This window comes from Cellulomonas sp. RIT-PI-Y (assembly GCF_025642745.1).
Taxonomy (GTDB): Bacteria; Actinomycetota; Actinomycetes; order Actinomycetales; family Cellulomonadaceae; genus Cellulomonas.
This window is the reverse complement of record NZ_JANZKP010000037.1, coordinates 1-21,056: the sequence shown is the minus strand read 5'-3', so window position 1 is coordinate 21,056 and position 21,056 is coordinate 1. Positions and strand designations below refer to the sequence as shown.

At 73.2% G+C, this 21,056-nt stretch carries 22 protein-coding genes; 16 read left to right on the top strand and 6 right to left on the bottom strand.

Annotated elements, in window-relative coordinates:
• The first annotated feature begins 42 nt into the window (after nucleotides 1–42).
• The 3 genes from OGL89_RS11990 to OGL89_RS11980 are packed head-to-tail and all read left to right on the top strand — an operon-like array spanning nucleotide 43 to nucleotide 2,458.
• On the top strand, nucleotides 43–615 hold the full coding sequence (locus OGL89_RS11990; RefSeq protein WP_263120382.1) for a DUF5998 family protein: 573 nt from the start codon (nucleotides 43–45) through the stop codon (nucleotides 613–615).
• Nucleotides 612–1,790 carry a nucleotide pyrophosphatase/phosphodiesterase family protein gene (locus OGL89_RS11985; RefSeq protein ID WP_263120381.1) on the top strand — a complete coding sequence of 393 codons (1,179 nt, stop codon included), beginning with the start codon at nucleotides 612–614 and terminating at the stop codon, nucleotides 1,788–1,790. Before OGL89_RS11990 ends, OGL89_RS11985 begins: the two co-directional genes overlap by 4 nt.
• Before the next feature lie 5 nt (nucleotides 1,791–1,795).
• A complete protein-coding gene (locus OGL89_RS11980) occupies nucleotides 1,796–2,458 on the top strand; it encodes a thymidine kinase (RefSeq protein WP_263120380.1) in 663 nt (220 codons plus the stop codon).
• Between the two features lie 3 nt (nucleotides 2,459–2,461).
• Here the strand turns inward: OGL89_RS11980 and sepH are convergent, their stop codons facing one another.
• Complete coding sequence (sepH, locus tag OGL89_RS11975) at nucleotides 2,462–3,520, bottom strand: septation protein SepH (RefSeq protein WP_263120379.1); 1,059 nt, start codon at nucleotides 3,518–3,520, stop codon at nucleotides 2,462–2,464.
• Nucleotides 3,521–3,594: 74 nt separating this feature from the next.
• Here sepH and OGL89_RS11970 point away from each other — a divergent pair, with 74 nt between their 5' ends.
• From OGL89_RS11970 to OGL89_RS11960, 3 genes are all read left to right on the top strand, one after another.
• Complete coding sequence (locus OGL89_RS11970) at nucleotides 3,595–4,443, top strand: TRIC cation channel family protein (RefSeq protein ID WP_263120378.1); 849 nt, start codon at nucleotides 3,595–3,597, stop codon at nucleotides 4,441–4,443.
• Nucleotides 4,440–5,273 carry an inositol monophosphatase family protein gene (locus OGL89_RS11965; RefSeq protein ID WP_263120377.1) on the top strand — a complete coding sequence of 278 codons (834 nt, stop codon included), beginning with the start codon at nucleotides 4,440–4,442 and terminating at the stop codon, nucleotides 5,271–5,273. Before OGL89_RS11970 ends, OGL89_RS11965 begins: the two co-directional genes overlap by 4 nt.
• 153 nt (nucleotides 5,274–5,426) lie before the next feature.
• The gene (locus tag OGL89_RS11960; protein ID WP_263120376.1) at nucleotides 5,427–5,726 is read left to right on the top strand and encodes a DUF4193 domain-containing protein; all 300 of its coding nucleotides are present in this window, start codon (nucleotides 5,427–5,429) and stop codon (nucleotides 5,724–5,726) included.
• Between the two features lie 10 nt (nucleotides 5,727–5,736).
• Here the strand turns inward: OGL89_RS11960 and OGL89_RS11955 are convergent, their stop codons facing one another.
• A complete protein-coding gene (locus OGL89_RS11955) occupies nucleotides 5,737–6,222 on the bottom strand; it encodes a DUF3093 domain-containing protein (protein WP_263120375.1) in 486 nt (161 codons plus the stop codon).
• Between the two features lie 24 nt (nucleotides 6,223–6,246).
• Between OGL89_RS11955 and dut the strand changes: the two genes are divergently transcribed.
• The 4 genes from dut to OGL89_RS11935 all read left to right on the top strand — a co-directional run bounded on the left by dut (nucleotide 6,247) and on the right by OGL89_RS11935 (nucleotide 8,691).
• A complete protein-coding gene (gene dut, locus OGL89_RS11950; protein ID WP_263120374.1) occupies nucleotides 6,247–6,726 on the top strand; it encodes a dUTP diphosphatase in 480 nt (159 codons plus the stop codon).
• Nucleotides 6,727–6,843: 117 nt separating this feature from the next.
• A complete protein-coding gene (locus OGL89_RS11945; RefSeq protein ID WP_263120373.1) occupies nucleotides 6,844–7,611 on the top strand; it encodes a DUF3710 domain-containing protein in 768 nt (255 codons plus the stop codon).
• Between the two features lies 1 nt (nucleotide 7,612).
• A complete protein-coding gene (locus OGL89_RS11940; protein WP_263120372.1) occupies nucleotides 7,613–7,981 on the top strand; it encodes an OB-fold nucleic acid binding domain-containing protein in 369 nt (122 codons plus the stop codon).
• Entirely contained in the window at nucleotides 7,978–8,691 is a 714-nt protein-coding gene (locus tag OGL89_RS11935; RefSeq protein ID WP_263120371.1) for a DUF3159 domain-containing protein, read from the top strand. The genes OGL89_RS11940 and OGL89_RS11935 overlap by 4 nt, the downstream gene beginning before the upstream one ends.
• On the opposite strand, the gene OGL89_RS11930 is transcribed toward OGL89_RS11935, so the two are convergent.
• Together OGL89_RS11930 and OGL89_RS11925 are read right to left on the bottom strand one after the other, a co-directional pair.
• Entirely contained in the window at nucleotides 8,621–9,298 is a 678-nt protein-coding gene (locus OGL89_RS11930) for a TrkA family potassium uptake protein (protein WP_263120370.1), read from the bottom strand. The genes OGL89_RS11935 and OGL89_RS11930 overlap by 71 nt on opposite strands.
• Entirely contained in the window at nucleotides 9,295–9,945 is a 651-nt protein-coding gene (locus tag OGL89_RS11925) for a TrkA family potassium uptake protein (protein WP_263120392.1), read from the bottom strand. The genes OGL89_RS11930 and OGL89_RS11925 overlap by 4 nt, the downstream gene beginning before the upstream one ends.
• 106 nt (nucleotides 9,946–10,051) lie before the next feature.
• On the opposite strand from OGL89_RS11925, the gene OGL89_RS11920 reads away from it, so the two are divergent.
• From OGL89_RS11920 to OGL89_RS11900, 5 genes are all read left to right on the top strand, one after another.
• Nucleotides 10,052–12,055, top strand: a complete 2,004-nt coding sequence (locus tag OGL89_RS11920) for an APC family permease (RefSeq protein WP_263120369.1) — start codon at nucleotides 10,052–10,054, stop codon at nucleotides 12,053–12,055.
• A gap of 28 nt (nucleotides 12,056–12,083) precedes the next feature.
• Nucleotides 12,084–13,295: a TRAM domain-containing protein gene (locus OGL89_RS11915; protein ID WP_263120368.1), complete on the top strand. Its 1,212-nt coding sequence runs from the start codon at nucleotides 12,084–12,086 to the stop codon at nucleotides 13,293–13,295.
• Between the two features lie 118 nt (nucleotides 13,296–13,413).
• Nucleotides 13,414–13,578: a translation initiation factor 2 gene (locus OGL89_RS11910; RefSeq protein WP_263120367.1), complete on the top strand. Its 165-nt coding sequence runs from the start codon at nucleotides 13,414–13,416 to the stop codon at nucleotides 13,576–13,578.
• 174 nt (nucleotides 13,579–13,752) lie between these two features.
• A complete protein-coding gene (locus OGL89_RS11905) occupies nucleotides 13,753–16,581 on the top strand; it encodes an aconitate hydratase (protein WP_263120366.1) in 2,829 nt (942 codons plus the stop codon).
• Between the two features lie 184 nt (nucleotides 16,582–16,765).
• Nucleotides 16,766–18,625 carry an RCC1 domain-containing protein gene (locus tag OGL89_RS11900; RefSeq protein ID WP_263120365.1) on the top strand — a complete coding sequence of 620 codons (1,860 nt, stop codon included), beginning with the start codon at nucleotides 16,766–16,768 and terminating at the stop codon, nucleotides 18,623–18,625.
• Between the two features lie 8 nt (nucleotides 18,626–18,633).
• Here the strand turns inward: OGL89_RS11900 and OGL89_RS11895 are convergent, their stop codons facing one another.
• Nucleotides 18,634–19,557 carry an NAD-dependent epimerase/dehydratase family protein gene (locus tag OGL89_RS11895; RefSeq protein ID WP_263120364.1) on the bottom strand — a complete coding sequence of 308 codons (924 nt, stop codon included), beginning with the start codon at nucleotides 19,555–19,557 and terminating at the stop codon, nucleotides 18,634–18,636.
• A gap of 74 nt (nucleotides 19,558–19,631) precedes the next feature.
• Between OGL89_RS11895 and OGL89_RS11890 the strand changes: the two genes are divergently transcribed.
• Nucleotides 19,632–20,204 (top strand): TetR/AcrR family transcriptional regulator, encoded by a 573-nt coding sequence (locus OGL89_RS11890; protein ID WP_263120363.1) that lies wholly within the window; start codon nucleotides 19,632–19,634, stop codon nucleotides 20,202–20,204.
• A 36-nt stretch (nucleotides 20,205–20,240) separates the two neighbouring features.
• Here the strand turns inward: OGL89_RS11890 and OGL89_RS11885 are convergent.
• Nucleotides 20,241–21,056: aminoglycoside phosphotransferase family protein (locus OGL89_RS11885; RefSeq protein ID WP_263120362.1), on the bottom strand; the 816-nt coding region annotated here is incomplete at its 5' end.

Sequence of the window (21,056 nt, the reverse complement as noted above, 5' to 3'; positions counted from 1 at the left end):
GTCGGTGTGACGCCGAGCCGCCCGCAGTGGGAGGATGCCCGGGTGCCTGCCCTCTCCACCGATCTCCGCCGGGACCTGGACCGAGCGGGGTACTACCCGGATCTGGTCGCCGACGTCCTGGACGTCGCGCTCGCCGACGAGCCCGTCCTCGCCCACCTGGTCCACCCCGAGACCACCTTCGACGCCGCGGAGGTGCGCCGGCACGTCACCGTGCTGGTGCTGACCGGGACCCGGCTGATCGTGGCCCACGTGGACGACCACCCGGCCGACTCCGAGCACCCCTCGGCCAGCGCTGCCGCGACCACCGAGTCGGTGGCGCTCGCCGAGCTGCGGTCGGTGGCGCTGACCCACCTGATCGGCGCCCCGGAGCAGCATCGCGGTGGCGAGGGACCGGCCGAGCTCACCCTGGCGATCGGCTGGGGCGCGGTGTCCCGGATCGACCTGGAGCCGGCCCAGTGCGCGGACCCGAACTGCGAGGCCGATCACGGCATGACCGGGTCGATCACCCCGGACGACGTGGTGGTCCGGGTCAGTGCCGTGGCCGAGGGGGCGACCGCGGTGCGTGAGGCCGTCGCCTTCGCCCGTCGCCTGTCCGCCGCCAGCGCGCGCCGATGACCAGCACCGTCCGCGCGGACGTCCGGGCGCGCCTGGAGCGCTCCGGGCTGATGCTCCCGGACTACCGGGGGCGCTCGCTGTCCGGGGTGCTGCCCGCCGCGGCCGCCGCCCTCGGGGTGGAGGTGCCGGACGGCGCGCGTCGCCGGGACCAGCTCGGCCTGCCCCGCACCGAGCGCGTCTGCGTCGTGCTGGTGGACGGACTCGGCCAGGAGAACCTCGCCGAGCGCTCCGGCCACGCGCCGTTCCTGCGGTCGCTGCTGACCGGGAGCAAGGCGCTGCAGGCCGGGTACCCGTCCACCACCGCCGCGTCGATGGGCTCCTTCGGCACCGGCACCTCCCCGGGCCGGACCGCCATGCTGGGCTACACCGTGCGCAACCCGGAGTCCGGTGCCCTGGCGAACCTGGTCTCCTGGACCGACCTGCCCCCGGCCCGGAGCTGGCAGCGTGAGCCCACCGTGCTGGAGGCGATGGCCGACGCCGGGGTCACCGTGACCTCGGTCGGGCCGAAGAAGTTCCATGGCTCCGGGCTGACCGAGGCGGCCCTGCGTGGCGGTGACCACGTGTCCGCCGAGCTGCTGTCCGACCGGGTGGACACCGCGGCCCGGCTGCTGCGCCGCCCGGGGTTGGTCTATCTGTACTGGGGCGACGTCGACAAGACCGGGCACCACCACGGCTGGGGTTCCTGGCAGTGGGGCGACGCGCTCTCCACACTGGACGGCGAGCTGGCCCGGCTGGCCCGGCTCCTGCCGCCCGGCACCACCGTGCTGGTCACCGCCGACCACGGCATGGTGGACGTCGACCTCGGTCTGCGCTGGGACGCCGGCACCGATCCGGTCCTCTCGGCGGGGGTGCCGATGACCTCCGGCGAACCGCGCGCGCTGCACCTGCACCTGGACGCCGATGCCGACCCGATCGCGGTCCGGGACCGCTGGCAGGAGGTCCTCGGACGGCACGGCGTGGTGCTGACCCGGGACGAGGCGGTCGGCGCCGGCCTGTTCGGACCGGTGGCCGAGCACGTGCTGCCGGTGGTGGGCGACCTGGTGGTGGCGACCGCCGGGCGAGCCACCGTGGTCGACTCCCGCACCCAGACCCCCGCGTCGCTGGAGCTGCGCGGCGTGCACGGCTCCCTCACCCCGACCGAGCTGCGGGTGCCGCTGCTCGTCTGGCAGGACTGATCGCGATGGCCGAACTCGTCTTCTTCTGCGGCACGATGGACTGCGGCAAGTCCACCCTCGCGCTCCAGATGCACCACAACCACGAGGCCCGCGGGCGGGACGGCGTGCTCTGGGTGCGTCAGGACCGGGCGGGGGAGGCACGGCTGTCCTCCCGGCTGGGTCTGTCGGTGCCCGCCAACGAGGTGCGCGACGACACCGACTTCTGGGCCGCGGTGGTCGACCGCCGGACCCGCGGCCGTGCGGTGGACTTCCTCATCTGCGACGAGGCCCAGTTCTACAGTCCGGCCCAGGTCGACCAGCTGGCCGACGTGGTGGACGAGCTCAAGGTCGACGTCTATGCCTTCGGCATCACCACCGACTTCCGGGCGCAGCTGTTCCCGGGGTCCGCGCGGATGCTGGAGCTCGCCGACCGGGTGGAGTCCCTGCAGGTGCAGGCCCTGTGCTGGTGCGGTGCCCGGGCCACCCACAACGCGCGCACGGTGCACGGCGTCATGGTGGTCGAGGGCGAGCAGGTCGTGATCGGGGACATCAGCGACGCGCAGGCGCCCGACCCGGACGCGGTCAGCTACGAGGTGCTGTGCCGCCGCCACCACCGGCAGCGGATCACCGCGACGGTGTCCGGCGCCGGGGCGATCTCACCCCAGACGCTGGGTCTGCTGAACGACTGAGCCCTACTCCGGCTTGGCGCCGAAGACGATCTCGTCCCAGCTCGGCACCTTGGCCCTGCCGCGACGCGGCTTACCGGGCTTCGGCTCCTCCTTGGCCACCGGCTCCTCGGCCGTGGCGGGCTCGGGCGCCGGACGCACCGGCACCGGGTAGACCCGGGCCTGGGCCGCCGGGTCGGCGTCGACCGGGTGCGCACCCGGGACGTCCTCGTCGGAGGCCTCGGGCACCTCCAGGCCGAAGTCGAAGGCGGTCTGCGGGCCGAAGCCGTCGAAGCCGTCCTCGTCCTCCTCCTCGACGTCCAGGGTCTGGCGCTGCCCGCGGCGGGCCCGCAGGTCGTCCAGCAGGTCCTGGGTCGGGTCGCTCGCGTCGTCCTCGGGCTGGGCCTCGGCCGGGCCGTCGACCGCGGCGAGCACCGGACGCACCGAGTCCCCGGCGTCCACGTCGAAGGCCGTGTCGCGGACCGCGGACAGGTGCCGACGCCGGCTGAGCGGTCCGTCGGCGATCTCGGTCTCGGACAGCCAGCGGGCCTCGTCCTCCTCGGCGTGCACCGAGCGTGCGGTCGGGTCGAAGCTCCACCGGGCCTCGCGCTGGTCGTCCTCGACCTCGAAGCGCACCAGCACGGTCCAGTCCTGGCCGGGCAGCCGGTAGGCGTCCCAGACGATGCTGTCGGCGGCCACGCCGCGCGAGGCGAGCCGGTCCACCACCAGGTCGCCGAGCTCCGGTGCACCGGCGTCCCGCCCGACCCGGGTGCCCCGGGCCTGCTGCGCCAGGTATTCGCGCTCGGCGATCACCGGTCCCTCGAACCGGCGCACCTGCTCGACCGTCAGGCCGGACTCGTCGGCGATCTGCTCCGCCGACTGCCCGGACCGCACCCGCGCCTGGATCTCCCGGGGACTGGGAGCACCCGAGCGCTCGGCCCGGATCTGCTCCAGCTGCGGACGGTCGCGGCGGACCGCGGCGCGCAGCGGGTCGTCGATGGGCAGGAGGTAGCGCTGTCCGTCGGCGGCCGCCAGGACCAGGTGCTCCCCGTCCTCGTGCAGCCCGACCAGCTCCAGCTCAGCCATCACATCTCCCGTCCTCGCCGACGAGGGTGCCACCGGCGGACCGGAATCCGGCGGAGACACGCCCGGGTGACAGGATGGCGGTCGTGGACCTCGCCCTGCCCGGACAGCTGCCCCTGGAGCTGCTCGGCGTCTTCCTGTGCGGGCTGTCCGGCGGCCTCGCCGCGGTGCGCAAGAGTTTCGACATCTTCGGCATCATCGTGCTGGCCTGGGTGGCGGGGCTCGGCGGCGGTCTGATCCGTGACGTCCTGATCGGTGCGATCCCGCCGGTCGGCATCAGCTCGTGGCCCTACGTGGCGACCGCGTGCGGGGCCGGGGTGGTGACCTGGGCACTGCACTTCGGGCTCGGGCGGGTGCGCCGGCTGATCCTGGTGCTGGACGCGGCCGCCCTCGGGCTGTTCACCGCCGCGGGCACGGTCAGGGCGCTGGAGCACGGCGTCGGCCCGATGGCGTCGGTGTTCGCCGGGGTGATCACCGGGGTGGGCGGCGGGATCCTGCGCGACCTGTTCTCCGGCGAGGTGCCGATCGTGTTCAGCCACCGGGAGCTGTACGCGGTGCCGTCGGTGGCGGGGGCGGTGGCGCTGACCCTCGCGTCGATGAACGGCCTGCTCACGGTGGCGGCCGAGGTCACGGTGGCGGTGGCGGTGGCGGCCCTGCGGCTGCTGTCCCTGCGGTTCCGGCTGGAGGCGCCCACCGCGCTGTCCGGCCCGCGCCGGGACAGCACGCCCGGGTCGAGTCGCAGCCCCGCGCTGCCGGCCTCCCGTGCCCTGCGCCTGCGGCGTGCGGCCGGGGACGCCGGATCGGTCGGCCGCCGCCGCGTGGCCGGTCGCAAGCGGGCGGAGCAGGCGGCGTCGCCGGATGTGCACGGTCCGTTCCGCCGGTGGCTGGACGCGTGGCGGGACCGCTCGGGCAAGATGGACGGGTGACCGAGCCGATCAGCCCCGACCAGATCCGTGTCCTGCGGGAGTTCGCCGAGCACCTGGCCCGTTCCGCCGGGAGCCTGGTCCGCGAGGGCCGGCCCGCCCGGGTGGACGTCGCCGCGACCAAGTCCAGCGAGGTCGACCCGGTCACCGCGATGGACCTCGCCGCCGAGGCGCACCTGCGCGCCCTGATCGCCGAGCACCGGCCCGGTGACGGGATCCTCGGCGAGGAGGACGGGCTGACCCCGGGCAGCACCGGGGTGACCTGGGTGCTGGACCCGATCGACGGCACGGTGAACTACCTCTACGGCGTGCCCGCCTACGCGATCTCGGTCGGCGTGGTGGTCGGCGAGCCGGATCCCGCGCACTGGACGCCGGTGGCCGGGGCGGTGCACGCCGTGCCGCTGGACGTCACCTACACCGCCGGTCGCGGCCAGGGAGCCACCCGGGACGGGGAGCCGCTGCGGGTCAACCCGTCCCGGTCGCTCGCCACCAGTCTGGTCGGCACCGGCTTCGGCTACACCGTCGAGCGGCGCACCGTGCAGGCCCGGGTGCTGGCGGAGCTGCTGCCCCGGGTGCGGGACATCCGCCGGATCGGTTCCGCGGCGCTCGACCTCTGCCGGGTCGCGGAGGGCTCGCTGGACGTCTACTTCGAGCGCGGGCTGAACCCGTGGGACCTGGCCGCCGGGCAGGTGATCGTCCGGGAGGCGGGCGGCGCGGTCACCGGACTGCGTGGCGCCGAGGCCGGGACGGCGATGACCGTGGCGGGTGCGGCGGAGTCGGTGACCGCCCTGACCGCGATCCTGGAGAGCCTGGGTGCCGACCGGGACGCCTGAACGGGATCAGCCCTGAGCGGACACCCCGGGCCACGCGTGCGCCGCTTCCGGAAATGAGGCACAATCCGGGGCCGTCGGGAACAAACGGAACCCTCGGTTGCTTGATCCCGCAACATCCCAGACACCTCGACCACACGGAGCGTGACTCACCCCATGGCAACCGACTACGACGCCCCGCGCAAGACCGAGGAGGACCTCAGCGAGGACTCGCTGCAGGAGCTCCAGGCCCGGCGCACCGACAAGAACTCGGGCGTGGTGGACGAGGACGAGACCGAAGCGGCCGAGGGATTCGAACTCCCCGGCGCGGATCTGTCCGGCGAGGAGCTCTCCGTCCGGGTGCTGCCGCGCCAGGCCGACGAGTTCACCTGCTCGAAGTGCTTCCTGGTCCACCACCGCAGCCAGCTGGCCTACGAGAAGGGCGGTCAGCCGGTCTGCACCGAGTGCGCCGCCTGACCCGCACCACTCACGACGCCGGTCGTCCCTCTCGGGGGGCGGCCGGCGTCGTCGCGTCCAGGGCCGCCACCAGGCGGTCGGGGTGCCGGGTGGAGATCACCCAGTAGGGGGTGGGGTCCGCCGGGTCGTCGACGGTGACCTTGACCGCGGTCCTCACCCAGCCGCGCAGGCACAGGTGGGCGCGGGCGTCCAGCTCCGGGCCGAGGGCGGCCCGGGTCGCGGCGGGGTCCAGGGCGACGGGGTCGCGCAGCAGCTCCACCGGGATGTGCGCGGACCCCGCGTGCAGCTCACCGTCCGCGATGGTGACCCGGGTCGCCGCGACCACCAGCATGGCCACCGCGGCGACCAGGGCGACCGCCAGCGCGATCGTCCCGACCAGCGGCGACACCGGCCAGAACGCGACCGCGAACATCCCGGCCAGGCCCAGGGCGATCAGCCAGCCGACGGGTCCGGGCCAGAGGCGCTCGGTGTGGGCGGGGGCGGGGGTCGGCTGCACCCCACCAGGGTAAGGTCCCAGGCCGTGACTGAACCCACCGTCGACATCCTGCTCCGCCGCCTGGACGAGGAGGTGCCGCTGCCCGCCTACGCCACGCCGGGCGATGCCGGTGCCGACCTGGTCACCCGGAACGATCTGATCCTCGAGCCGGGGGAGCGGGCCACGGTGCCGACCGGGATCGCGATCGCGCTGCCCGAGGGCTATGCCGCCTTCGTGCACCCGCGGTCCGGGATGGCTGCCCGGCACGGCCTGACGATCGTGAACGCGCCGGGCACCGTGGACGCCGGGTACCGGGGCGAGATCCAGGTGACCCTGCTGAACACCGACCCGCGCACCTCGATCGTGCTGCACCGTGGTGACCGGATCGCCCAGCTGGTGATCCAGCGGGTGGAGACGGCGGCGTTCCGCGAGGTGGACGAGCTGCCGGAGTCGGTGCGCGGCACCGGTGGGTTCGGCTCCTCCGGTGGTCACCGGGCGAGTGAGGACACCCCGACGGCCGACTAGGCCGCGCGGTTCGACCGGACTACTGTGGTCCGTGACCGTGCCGTGATCTACGGGCGGTCGGCAGACATGGCGGGTGATCCGTGGCGACATGGGCACCGCCGGGAAAGGTACGCACAGGTGGCGCTATTCCGGCGCGGTGCCAAGGATCGCACCGCCGAGCAGGAGATCGAAGCGACCGAGGCCGAGGGCGTCCCGACCGACGCCGAGGACTCCCCGGCCGAGGAGGAGACCCCGGTCGAGGACGCCCCCGCCGATCGCTCCCAGGGGCCCTGGGACGCCACCGAGGACGTGCCCGCCGGGCCGCGGATCGACCTGGGCGCCCTGCGGCTGCCCGGCATCCCGGGCATGGCGCTGCGGATGGAGATCGACAAGAAGTCCGGCACCGTCACCGGTGTCGCCGTGACCCTGGGCGAGTCGACGTTGCAGATGCAGGCCTTCGCCGCCCCGCGCACCGACGGGATCTGGGACGAGATCCGCGAGGAGATCGCCGCCTCGGTCACGAAGCAGGGCGGCTCGGTGGACGACCTGCCCGGCCCGTTCGGCCGTGAGCTGCTCGCCCGGCTGCCCGTGCGCACCCCGGAGGGGCGTACCGGCCACCGTCCGGCCCGGTTCGTCGGCGTCGACGGGCCGCGCTGGTTCCTGCGCGGCGTGGTCACCGGCCGGGCCGCGGTCGACCCGGAGGCCGCCGCCGCGGTGGAGGACCTGTACCGCCGGACCGTGGTGGTCCGGGACGGCGAGGCCCGCCCGCCGCGCGACCTGCTCGCCCTCACCCTGCCGAACGCGGACGCCAACGTGAAGAAGGCGGACGACGCGGCTCCGGCCGAGAACGACACCCCCACGTTCGACCCGCTCACCCGGGGTCCGGAGATCACGGAGATCCGCTGACATGACGCTGCGGGATGCCCTGCGCAAGGCCGTCGCCTCGCAGGACGAGATCGAGGCCGACGAGGAACGCGCCGACGCGGTGCGCGCGGCCGGTTGCACGCCGGTCGGCGCCGCCCCGGAGCGGACGCGGGTCAAGATGGCCGGCGTGCTGCGCTCGGTGGTGCTGCGCCCGCGCGAGGGCGTGCCCGCCCTGGAGGCCGAGCTCTACGACGGTTCGGGAACGGTCGAGCTGGTCTGGCTGGGCCGCCGGGAGATCGCTGGGGTCGAGCCCGGTCGCCGGCTCAAGGTCGAGGGACTGGTCTGCACCCGCGAGGGCCGCCGGTCGATGTTCAACCCGCGGTACGAGCTCCGACCCCGGCCGGGCGAGTGAGCGAGGACCAGCGGCCCGTCGGCGGTGGCTCCGGTATCCGGTCGATCTCCGGGGAGACCTTCTCCCTGCAGGAGGCGGTCGGCGGCTGGCGCGGGGCGGTGGAGTCCGTCCTGCCCGGTGTGCTGTTCGTGGTGGTGTTCGTCGCCTCCGGGCAGCAGCTGACGCCGGCCTTGATCGCCGCGGCCGCCTGCGCCGTGATCGCGGTGGTCGCCCGGCTGGTGCAGCGCAGTCCGCTCACCCAGGCGTTCTCGGGCGTGCTCGGCGTCGGCGTCGGCGTGATCTGGGCCTGGCGCACCGGCGAGGCCAGCGACTACTTCGCCTGGGGACTGCTGGTCAACGTCGGCTACCTGGCCGGGTTCCTGGTCTCGATCCTGATCGGCTGGCCGCTGGTCGGGCTGGTGCTCGGCCTGTTCCGCCCGGAGGGTCCGCTGAACGAGGGCGGATCCTGGGCCGGGGCCCTGGCCTGGCGCCGGGACCGCGCGCTGCGTCGCCGGTTCGCCGCCGCGAGCTGGGTGTGGGTCGGCATGTTCGCGCTGCGCCTGGTGGTGCAGGGCCCGCTCTACCTGGCCGACCAGGTCGGGTGGCTGGGCACCGCGAAGCTCGTGATGGGCCTGCCGCTGACCGCCCTGGTGCTCTGGGTCAGTTGGATCCTGGTGCGCGGGACGACAGCAGCGCCGCCAGCTCCTGCTCCGACCCGTCGGGACCCGTGACGAACAGCAGCTCGTCCCGCCCCTCCAGGGTGTCGTCCGCGGTCGGCGTGAACGGCCGGGTGTCGCGCACGATGCAGGACAGCACGGTGTCCGCGGGCCAGTCGATCTGACCCACCAGCGAGCCGACCAGCGGGGAATCCTCCGGCAGGGTCAGCTCCAGGATGTCCGCGCCGGACTGGTGGAAGGTGAAGATCCGCACCAGGTCGCCGACCGACACGGCCTCCTCGATCATCGCGGTCATGATCCGCGGGGTGGAGACCGCGACGTCCACGCCCCAGGCCTCGTCGAACATCCACTCGTTCTTCGGGTTGTTCACCCGGGCCACCGTGCGCGGCACGCCGTACTCGGTCTTGGCCAGCAGCGAGATCACCAGGTTGGCCTTGTCGTCGCCGGTGGCGGCCACCACCACGTCGCACTCGTCCATCCGGGCCTCGGTCAGCGTCGGCAGCTCGCAGGCGTCGGCCAGGATCCAGTCCGCGTCGGCGACCTGGGCCACCCGCATCGCGGCGGGCTGCCGGTCGATCAGCGTGACCTCGTTGCCGTTGGCCAGCAGCTCCTTGGCGATCGAGCGGCCCACCGAGCCCGCCCCCGCGATCACGACCCTCACTCGGACACCTCCGGCGCCGCGGTGATCGTCCGCTCGACGGCGGCCTGGTCGTCGGTCCGCATCAGCAGATGCACGATGTCGTTCTCCTGGAGCACGGTCTGGGCGTCGGGGAGCAGACCGTCGCCGTAGCGGGTCAGATAGGCCACCCGGGCGCCGGAGGCCTCCTCCAGCACCCGCAGCGGCTTGCCCCGCCAGTCGGGGTGCACGTCGGCCTCGGCCAGCACGATCTGCCCGGAGGCGTCGCTGAACTGGCTGGTGGAGCCCATCGGCAGCAGGCGGCGCAGCACCTGGTCCGCGGTCCAGCGCACGGTCGCCACGGTGGGGATGCCGAGCCGCTGGTAGATCTCCGCGCGGTGCGGGTCGTAGATCCGGGCCACCACGTTGTCCACCCCGAACGTCTCCCGGGCCACCCGGGCCGCCAGGATGTTCGAGTTGTCCCCGTCGGCCACGGCCGCGAAGCCGAAGGCGTCGTCGATCCCGGCCTGCCGGAGCACGTCCCGGTCGAAACCGAGCCCGGTCACCTTGGACCCGCCGAAGTCGGCGTCCAGGCGCCGGAACGAGTCCGGGTTCTGGTCGATCACCGCGACGGAGTGCCCGTGGCTCTCCAACGACTGCGCGAGGGTGGCGCCGGCGCGGCCACAGCCCATGATGACGAAGTGCACGAGGCAGGACGCTATACCGTCCGCCGGTGTGATGTACCGGGACGACGGGCCCGTGCGCGCACACCCCCGCGCGGGCCTAGCATGATCCCTCGTGCCGGACCTCGCGGATGCCGCCAAACGTTTGCTGCTGGGCCGACCGGTCCGCAGCGAGAACTTGGGGCACACCCTTCTGCCCAAGCGGATCGCGCTGCCGATCTTCGCCTCGGATGCGCTGTCGTCGGTGGCCTACGCCCCGGACGAGGTGCTGTTGACCCTCGCGCTGGCGGGCGTCGGCGCCACGGTGATCTCGCCGTGGGTCGGTCTGGCGGTGGTCGTGGTCATGGTGACCGTGATCGCCTCCTACCGGCAGAACGTGCACGCCTACCCGAGCGGCGGCGGCGACTACGAGGTCGCCACGGTGAACCTCGGGCCGAAGGCGGGTGTCACGGTGGCCTCCGCGCTGCTGGTGGACTACGTGCTGACCGTCGCGGTGTCGGTGTCCTCGGGGACCCAGTACGCGGCGGCGGCGATCCCGGCGCTGCGCGGGCACGAGGCGATCTTCGCGGTGACGATCGTGGTGCTACTGACCATCGCGAACCTGCGCGGGGTGCGGGAGTCCGGCCGGGCGTTCGCGGTGCCGGTGTACCTCTACATGCTGGCGGTCGGCGGCACGGCGATCTTCGGCTTCGTGCAGTACCTGACCGGCGACCTGCAGATGGCGGAGAGCGCGGATCTGACGATCGTGCCGCAGGACGGCATGGAGCAGGGCCTGGTCGGCATCGCCGGGGCGTTCCTGGTGCTGCGGGCCTTCGCCTCCGGGTCGGCAGCCCTGACCGGTGTCGAGGCGATCAGCAACGGGGTGCCCTCGTTCCGCAAGCCGAAGTCCAAGAACGCCGCGACCACCCTGCTGCTGCTCGGCGGTCTGTCGGTCTTCCTGATGATGTCGATCCTGATGCTGGCGCGGGTGACCGGCGTGCACTACGTCGAGGATCCGCAGACCCAGCTGATGGGCGCGAACGGCCAGCTGGTCGGCGACGACTACGTGCAGGACCCGGTGATCGGCCAGCTGGCGCAGACGATCTTCCACAGCTTCCCGCCGGCCTTCTACCTGGTCGCGGTCGTCACCGGCCTGATCCTGGTGCTGGCCGCCAACACCGCGTTCAACGGCTTCCCGGTCCTCGGGTCGATCCTGGCCAAGGACGGCTTCCTGCCCCGGCAGCTGCACACCCGGGGCGACCGGCTGGCGTTCAGCAACGGCATCATCACGCTGGCGGCGGGCGCGATCGCGCTGATCCTGGCCTTCGACGCCCAGGTGACCCGGCTGATCCAGCTCTACATCGTCGGGGTGTTCGTCTCCTTCACCCTGTCCCAGCTGGGCATGGTGAAGCACTGGACCCGCGAGCTGCGCACCGAGCCGGACCCGAAGAAGCGCCAGCAGATGGGCCGCTCCCGGGTGATCAACGCGGTCGGCTTCGGGATGACCGCCACCGTGCTGCTGATCGTGCTGCTGACCAAGTTCACCCACGGCGCGTGGATCGCGATCCTGGCGATGGTGATCGTGTTCGTCGTGATGCGGGCGATCCGCAAGCACTACGACACGGTCCGCGACGAGCTGGCGCTGGACGACGAGGCCGCCGCGAAGGCGCTGCCCAGCCGGGTGCACGCCATCGTGCTGGTCTCGCACCTGCACCGGCCGACCATGCGCGCGATCGCCTACGCCCGGGCCTCCCGGCCGCAGGTGCTGGAGGCGCTGACCGTGGCGGTCGACGGGGAGGACGCGGCCGACCTGCGCGCGCAATGGGAGAGGATGGACCTTCCGGTGCCGCTTCGGGTGCTGGATTCGCCGTTCCGGGAGATCACCCGGCCGGTGATCACCTATGTGCGATCGGTCCGCCGGGAGAGCCCGCGCGACCTGGTCGTCGTGTACATCCCCGAGTACGTGGTCGGGCACTGGTGGGAGCAGATCCTGCACAACCAGAGCGCGTTGCGGCTGAAGGGCCGCTTACTGTTCACCCCCGGCGTGGTGGTGGCGTCGGTGCCCTGGCAGCTGTCGTCCACGCAGGGGCAGACCGGGATGGAGGAGCATGTCCGCAGGACGACGAGTCGGGGTCTCTGACCGCAGGCGGAAGGTCTCGGCCGAGCCCGTGCCGGCCGAGCTGATCGAGATCGAGGTCGGCCCGATCGCGCACGGCGGGCACTGCGTCGCCCGGATGGCGGACGGCCGGGTGGTCTTCGTCCGGCACGCGCTGCCCGGCGAGCGGGTCCGGGTCCGGGTGACCGAGACCGGCCCGAAGTTCTGGCGCGCCGACGCCGTCGAGGTGCTGGACGCCTCCGCCGACCGGGTCGACTCGGTGTGGCCGGAGGCGGGTCCGGGCGGGGTCGGCGGCGGCGAGCTGGCGCACGTCCGGCTGGACGCCCAGCGCGCCTGGAAGTCCGCGGTGCTGACCGAGCAGCTGTCCCGGCTGGCCAGGATCGACCGCGAGGCGCCGGTCGAGGCCATGCCCGGCGACTCCGGTCTGGGCTGGCGGACCCGGGTGTCCTTCGTCGCCGATCCCGAGGGCCGGCTGGGCATGCGGAGGTTCCGTTCGCACGACGTGCAGCCGTTGACGTCGATGCCGCTGATGAGTGACGCCGTCGCCGAGCTGGGACTGCTGGAGCGCCGGTGGACCGCGGGCGTGACCGTCGACGCGGTGGCCCCGGCGAACGGTGACGCCCCGATCGTGCTGGTCGACGGTCAGCCCTTCGACCTGCGCAAGGGCAGGGTCGACCCGCGGCCGAACGCGCGCGCCGCGGTGCGCGAGGTGGTCGGGGACTGGCAGTACCGGGTGGCCGCCGCCGGATTCTGGCAGGTGCACCGGCAGGCGCCGGCCGCGCTGGTCGACGCGGTGCTGGCCGGGGTCGGTGGCGTGGACGCGGGTGCCGTGGTGCTGGACCTGTTCTCCGGTGCGGGGCTGTTCACCCTGCCGCTGGCCGATCGGGTGGGGGAGTCCGGCCGGGTGATCGCCGTCGAGGGCGATGCCCGCGCGGTGAAGGACGCCCGTCGCAACGCCCACGACCGTCCGCAGATCGAGCTGCACCAGGGCGACGTCGGCGCGGTGCTGGGCACCCTGGGTGCGTGGGACTCGGTGGACGCGATCGTCCTGGACCCGCCGCGGGTGGGTGCCGGCCGGGACGTGGTCCGGTCGATGACCGCGCTCGACCCTGGCCGGATCGTCTACGTCGCCTGCGACCCGGCCGCGCTGGCCCGGGACGTGGCGTACCTCGCCGAGGAGGGGTACCAGCTCGAGGACGTGCAGGGCTACGACCTGTTCCCGATGACCCATCACGTGGAGGCGGTCGCGGTCCTCACGCGGTGAACCGTGGTGAGCGCGCGGCGAGTGGCGTCACGGTCTGCGGCGGACGGGCGGCCGGTCTAGCGTGGTCCGACAGGGCCGGGCCCGTCCGAGGGCCGGCCCCGAGCGAGGGAGCTGCGCGATGACCGAACAGCACGAGTCCGCCGCCGAGGCCGTGCGCCGGGTGGCCGAGGCCAGTCGCCGGGCCAGTGAGGAACTGCACAAGCAGGGCACTCCCGACTACGACCCGCGCCAGCACGCCAAGGCCGTCGAACGCGAGCGCCGCGCCGCCGAGCACCGCGACTGACGGCCGAGAGTGCACGAATGCCGGCCTCCCGGCGCGGGAACGCCGCATTCGTGCACGCTCGATGACCTGCCGCGCGACGCGGCGGGGTAGGATGTATCTTGACGTCAAGATACTTCGCTGCAACGAGCAGCACGGGTCGCCCCCAACGGCCCGACTCGCCATGAAGGAGTCACTGTGACCAGCGTGGACAGCTTCGGGTCGAAGGCCCGGCTTCAGGTCGCCGACACGGAGTACGAGATCTTCCGACTGGACGCGGTCGAGGGCGTCGAGCGCCTGCCGTACAGCCTGAAGATCCTCGCGGAGAACCTGCTGCGCACCGAGGACGGCGCGAACATCACCGCGGACCACATCCGGGCGCTGGCCGCCTGGGACCCGCAGGCCGACCCGGACACCGAGATCCAGTTCACCCCGGCCCGCGTGATCATGCAGGACTTCACCGGTGTGCCGTGCGTCGTCGACCTGGCCACCATGCGCGAGGCGATGGCCGACCTCGGCGGTGACCCGACCCGGATCAACCCGCTGGCGCCCGCCGAGCTGGTGATCGACCACTCGGTGCAGATCGACGTCTTCGGCCGGCAGGACGCGTTCCAGCGCAATGTCGAGATCGAGTACCAGCGCAACCACGAGCGTTACCAGTTCCTGCGCTGGGGCCAGACCGCCTTCGACGACTTCAAGGTCGTCCCGCCGGGCACCGGCATCGTGCACCAGGTCAACATCGAGTACCTGGCCCGCGGCATCATGACCCGCTCCGTCGACACCGCGGACGGTTCCGTGCTCCGTGCCTACCCGGACACCTGTGTCGGCACCGACTCGCACACCACCATGGTCAACGGCCTGGGCGTGCTCGGCTGGGGCGTCGGCGGCATCGAGGCGGAGGCGGCCATGCTGGGCCAGCCGGTGTCGATGCTGATCCCGCGGGTGGTCGGCTTCAAGCTCTCCGGTCAGATCCCCTCGGGAGTCACCGCCACCGACGTGGTGCTCACCATCACCGAGCAGCTGCGCCGGCACGGCGTGGTCGGCAAGTTCGTCGAGTTCTACGGCGACGGCGTGGCGGCCGTGCCGCTGGCCAACCGGGCCACCATCGGGAACATGTCCCCGGAGTTCGGCTCCACCTGTGCGATCTTCCCGATCGACGACGTCACCCTCGACTACCTGCGCCTGACCGGCCGGTCCGAGCAGCAGCTCGCGTTGGTCGTGTCCTACGCCAAGGAGCAGGGTCTCTGGCACGACGCCTCCCGTGAGCCGGTCTACTCCGAGTACCTGGAGCTGGACCTGTCGACCGTCGTCCCGTCCATCGCCGGGCCCAAGCGCCCGCAGGACCGGATCGAGCTGTCGGACGCCAAGGACTCCTTCGCCGGGTCGATCCTGGACTACGTCTCCGACGACGAGGCCGCGCCGTTCAAGGGGCTCTCCGGTCTGGACGAGTCGGTGGACGAGACCTTCCCCGCCTCCGACCCGATCGCCGCGGGTGAGCACACCGATGCCTCCGACGCGCCGACCCACGCGCACGGGGACGCCGCCCGCCGTCCGCACAAGCGGGTCCCGGTGACCCTTTCCTCCGGCACGCAGACCGAGCTGGACCACGGCGCGGTCGTGATCGCCTCGATCACCTCCTGCACCAACACCTCCAACCCGTCGGTCATGCTGGCCGCCGCCCTGCTGGCCAAGAAGGCCGTCGAGCGCGGTCTGGCCTCGCAGCCGTGGGTGAAGACCTCGATGGCCCCGGGGTCGCAGGTCGTCACCAACTACTACGAGAAGGCCGGCCTCTGGCCCTACCTGGAGAAGCTGGGCTTCCACCTGGTCGGCTACGGCTGCGCCACCTGCATCGGCAACTCCGGCCCGCTGCCGCAGGAGGTGTCCGACGTGGTGAACGAGCACGACCTCTCGGTGGTGTCCGTGCTCTCCGGCAACCGGAACTTCGAGGGCCGGATCAACCCGGACGTGAAGATGAACTACCTCGCCTCGCCGCCGCTGGTGATCGCCTACGCACTGGCCGGGACGATGGACTTCGACTTCGAGAGCCAGCCGCTGGGCACCGACGAGGCCGGGACCCCGGTCTTCCTGAAGGACATCTGGCCCACCCCCGAGGAGGTGCAGGCCACCATCGACGCCAGCATCGACCGGTCGATGTTCGAGGCCGACTACGCCGACGTGTTCTCCGGCGACGAGCGCTGGCGTGCGTTGGAGACCCCGGAGGGCGACACCTTCGAGTGGGACGGCGAGTCCACCTACGTCCGCAAGCCCCCGTACTTCGACGGCATGGCCGCCCAGCCGTCGCCGGTGACCGACGTGACCGGTGCCCGGGTACTGGCCAAGCTCGGCGACTCGGTCACCACCGACCACATCAGCCCCGCCGGCTCGATCAAGGCCGACAGCCCCGCGGGCGTCTACCTGGCCGAGCACGGCGTCGAGCGCCGGGACTTCAACTCCTACGGCTCCCGTCGCGGCAACCACGAGGTGATGATCCGCGGCACCTTCGCCAACATCCGGCTGCGCAACCAGCTGGTGCCCGGCGTCGAGGGCGGCTTCACCGTCAACCACCTGACCGGCGAGCAGACCTCGATCTACGACGCCGCGCAGGCCTACGCCGACGCCTCCGTGCCGCTGGTGATCCTGGGCGGCAAGGAGTACGGGTCCGGGTCGTCCCGCGACTGGGCCGCCAAGGGCACCGCGCTGCTGGGCGTCAAGGCGGTCATCACCGAGTCCTTCGAGCGGATCCACCGGTCCAACCTGATCGGCATGGGCGTGCTCCCGCTGCAGTTCCCGGCGGGGGAGTCCGCGGACTCGCTCGGCCTGGACGGCACCGAGACCTTCGACCTGACCGGGATCGAGGAGTTGAACGACGGCACCACCCCGCGGACGGTCGCGGTCAAGGCCGTGAAGGCGGACGGCGGGGTCGTCGAGTTCGACGCCGTGGTCCGGATCGACACCCCGGGCGAGGCGGACTACTACCGCAACGGCGGCATCCTGCAGTACGTGCTGCGGTCGCTGGTCGCGAGCTGAGCTGAGCCACGACGCCCCGGTCCCCGTTCGGGGCCGGGGCGTCGTGGTGTCCGGCGTCCCGAGCGGAGCGGTTGCCGTGCGGTGTGACAGGCCTCACGATGCTCCCGACCGAACAATGCGGAGATATCGACCGAAACCACAGGTGCTCGTGCGACCGATCCGACGTTCCCTGGCTGCTGCGACCGTGACGATCGGCATCGGCACCGCCCTGTTCTGGTCGGTCCCCGGGGCCGTCGCCGTCACCCCGGACAGCGGCCCGACCGCGGGCGGGACCCGGGTCCCCGATCCCCTGCCGGACGAGGCGGTCACGGCGATCTCCGGCGGCCTGCAGTACACCGTGGTGACCACGTCGGCGGGACGGAGCTACGCCTGGGGCCGCAACGACGTCGGCCAGCTCGGTGACGGCGGCACCGCCGATTCCGTCACGCCCGTCGAGGTCGTCGTGCCCGACGGGGTCGTGCTCGACGCCCTGAGCGGGCGCCAGACGTTCACCCTCGCGCTGGGCTCCGACGGGTCGGGCTACGCCTGGGGGCAGAACGTCGGCGGCAGCCTCGGCGACGGCAGCACCGCGAACTACCCGGTGCCGGTCCGGGTCCAGACCCCACCGGGCGTGACGCTGACGGCGATCAGTGCCGGGGTGGCGCACGGCGTGGGCCTCGGTTCGGACGGCATCACCTACGCCTGGGGTGCGAACAACGCCGGCCAGCTCGGCGACGGCACCGGGAACGACTCAGCGGTGCCGGTCCCGGTCCAGGCGCCCAGCGGGGTGACCTTCACCGCGGTGAGCGCGGGAGGCAACTTCACCGTCGCCCTCGGATCCGACGGCGCCGCCTACGCCTGGGGGTCGAACGCCTACGGCCAGCTGGGTGACGGCACCACGACCACGGCCACCGTCCCGGTGGCGGTGCAGGCACCGGCCGGGGTGACGTTCACCTCGGTGCAGGCGGGCGGGAGCTTCGTGGTGGCGACGGGTTCGGACGGACAGACCTACGCCTGGGGGCGGAACTCCGCCCGCACGCTGGGCGACGGGACGACCACCAACTCCTCGGTCCCGGTCCTGGTGCTGGTCCCGGACGGCATCACGTTGGGCGCGATCTCCGTCGGCAACGAGTTCACCGTCGCGACCGGATCGGACGGTGGCACCTACAGCTGGGGCAGCAACGTGTACGGCCAGCTGGGCACCGGCGGGCTCGCGGGGTCCGGCGTCCCGGTCGTGGTCCGGGCCCCGGCGGGCGTCGCCCTGACCGGGACCAGCGCGAACTACTACCACGCTGTCGCCTTCGGGTCCGACGGGCAGCTCTACGCCTGGGGCCGGAACACCTCCGGCGAGCTCGGTGACGGCACGCAGACCACCGCGCGGGTGCCGGTCCGGGTGATCGCCGGCGACCGGGCCCTGACCTCGGTGCTGTTCGGGCAGGTGGCGGGGACCGACCTCGACCTCGGGGCGGACGGCTGGGCCGCGACCACCCCGCCCCAGGGGTGCGGCACCGTGGACGTGGTCGCGGAGTACACCCAGTTCGGTCAGTCCCGCACTCTCAGCACCCCGCAGGGGTTCACCTACGGCAGTGCGCCGGTCGTGACCGCCGACCCCGACGGTGCGGAACTCCCGGTCGGCGGCGGTGTGGTGACGTTGACCGCCGCGGCCGCCGGCGACGACGTCCCGACGGTGCAGTGGCAGCAGCGCGGGGCCGGTGCGGACTGGGTCGACGTGCCCGGGGCCACCGCCACCGACCTGACCGCGCAGGTCGGTGCGGACACCGAGTTCCGTGCGATCTTCGCCAACTGTCTCGGCTCGGCGGTGACGGCCACCGCGGCGGTGACCGTGGCGGCAGCACCCGCACCGGGCCCCGGCCCGGATCCTGGCCCGACGCCGGTTCCTGACCCGACGCCGGTTCCCGGGGACCCCGGATCGGAGGGCGGTGTGCCGCGCCTCGCCCAGAGCGGATCCGACCTGGGGAGCGCTCTGCTGTTCGGGGGATCCGCGATCGCGGTCGGCGGCCTGCTGCTCGCGTCCCGTCGCCTGCTGCGGGTCCGCCGGGTCTGAGCTCGGACTCAGTGCCAGCGCACGGGGAAGTCCTCCGAGATCGCGGACAGGGAGGTCACCTCCGGCAGGTGATGCACGCCGGGGGCCAGTCCGATCGCGAGCTCGACCGCTCGGGCGCTGACCGCCGCGGTCGCCGCCGACTGGCCGTGGCCCGTCATCGTCACCCGCGGGCCGGTGGCGTCCCGCACCTGGAGCAGCCAGCGGTCGCTGCCCGGGAAGTGCGGGTTGCCGGGCATCAGCCGGGTGAGTGCGGGCATCCGGGCCAGCAGGGCCAGCGACGTCGTGGCCCAGGTGGTGTCCATCCCGAACCAGCTGCGCACCGGGCGGCCCAGCAGCCGGGTCTCGGTGTGCTGGTCGGAGAAGTCGGTCCGGTACAGCCGTCGGCTGCGCCCGTCCAGGTCGAAGCGGTCCCCGACGACCAGGTTGCGCAGCCGGGTGCCGTCCGGGTCGGTGAACTCCCGGCCCAGCAGCCCGTAGGTCCAGGCGGACGCGGCCGCGCCGTGCTCCTCCCCGGTGCCCAGCACGATGGCGATGTCCAGCGGACCGGTGCCGGGGTCGCGCTCGTGCACCGCGTGCGCCATCAGATTGGTCAGCCCCGGCGCGATGCCGACGCTGAGCAGCACGGGCGCGGCCGGGTCCGACCGTTCCAGCTCCGCCAGGTAACCGGTGTCCGCGCTGACCTCGACCACCGGGGTCCCGGTCGCCGCGATGGCGGCGATCAGTGCGGGGTCCTCCAGTCCGGTGCCGTTGACCACCGCGTCCACCTCGGCGACGGCCGCGGTCAAGGCGGTGCGGTCGGTCATGTCCAGCGGGACGTCGGCGCGGCTGCGGTCGCGTCCCGCGGTGAGGGCGCGATGGCCACGGGCACGCAGGGCGGTGGTCAGGTGGGCTCCGACCGCACCGTAACCGCCGAGGACCAGGACGGTGTTCATGGGTTCCTCCGAGATAAGTTGAACGTCGGCTTTCAAGATAACCCGAACATCGGTGTTCGAGTTACCCTGTGTGGGTGAAGGACCCCACTCTCCGGGCCGATGCCCGCCGGAACCGCCAGGCCGTGCTGGACGCCGCACTGGAGCTGTTCCGCACCGACCCCTCCGCCACGGTCACCCAGATCGCCGTCGCCGCCGGGGTCGGCCGGGTCACCCTGCACGGCCACTTCCCGACCCGCACCGACCTGGTGCTGGCCGTCCTCGACCAGGCGCTCGGCCGAGCCGACCGGGTGTTGGGCGACCTGGACCTGGACGCCGCGCCCGCCGAGGCGCTCGACCGCCTGGTCGCCGCCACCTGGACCGTGCTCGCCGACGGGCACGCCGCCGTCGAGGCCGCCTGCCGGGTGCTGCCCGCCGACCGGGTGGACGCCCTGCACCAGCCGGTGACCGACCGGCTGGCGGGGGTGGTGCACCGGTGCGTGACCGGGCGGGTGCCGGAGGAGGACGAGGAGTGGCTCGTGGTGGCGGTCTCCGCCCTGATGCACGCCGCCGCTGCGGAGGTCACGGCCGGGCGGGCGACCGCGGGGGCCGCCGAGCGGCGACTGCGGGCCAGCGTGGCGGTGCTGGTCGGCGTCCGTCCGGGGGGATGATCCGGCCCGTCCCCGTGGCGCGGTGACGTCCGCGGGTCAGCGCAGCAGTTCCCGCACCGCGTGCCGGCCGATCGTGCCGATCACCGGGTCGTCGTCGGAGTGGGCGCACATCGCCGATGCCATCACCAGCGCCCACCCCGCCGCGCGATCCCACAACGCCGGGTCGTCCGCCGGGTCGGTCCGGGACCGGAACGCGTCACGACCGTCGTGGTCGAAGGTCAGCCAAGCGGTCGCCAGATCGCAGGCCGGGTCGCCGGCGGTCATGTCCCCGAAGTCGAGCAGCGCCACGAGCCGTCCGCCACGGACCAGCAGATTCGCGGGATGGGGGTCGCCGTGCACCCAACGCGGGGCGTGCGGCCAGCGGGGGGCGGTCACCGCCCGGCGCCAGAGCTCCGCCGCGCGATCCCGTGCGTCCGGCACCAGGTCGTCCAGATGCCCCGCCCGCACCCGCTCGGTCAGCGCGGTCTCCCGCCCGTGCAGATCACCGCCCCGGACCGGGTTCCGCGGTGCGTCCGACGGTGCCTCGATCGCGTGGAGCGCCCCGAGCGCCTCCGCCAAGGTCGTCGCCCATCCCGCTCGGGACCCGACCGGTCGCGACGCGGCCGTCTCGCCCTCGAACCACGGCACCACGCTCCACGGCCAGGGGTAGTCCGGGGTCGCCGTCCCGGTGCGGAGCGGCGCCGGGATCGGCAATGGGCTGTGCGCCGCGAGGCGGGGGAGCCAGCGCTGCTCGTTGCGGATCAGCTCGACGCCCTCCGTCCGGCGCGGGAGCCGGATCGCCAGGGTGTCGCCGAGCGGGATCGTGACGTTGTCCCACCCCTCGGCCGCCGGACCCACGGGGAGCGCGGCGAG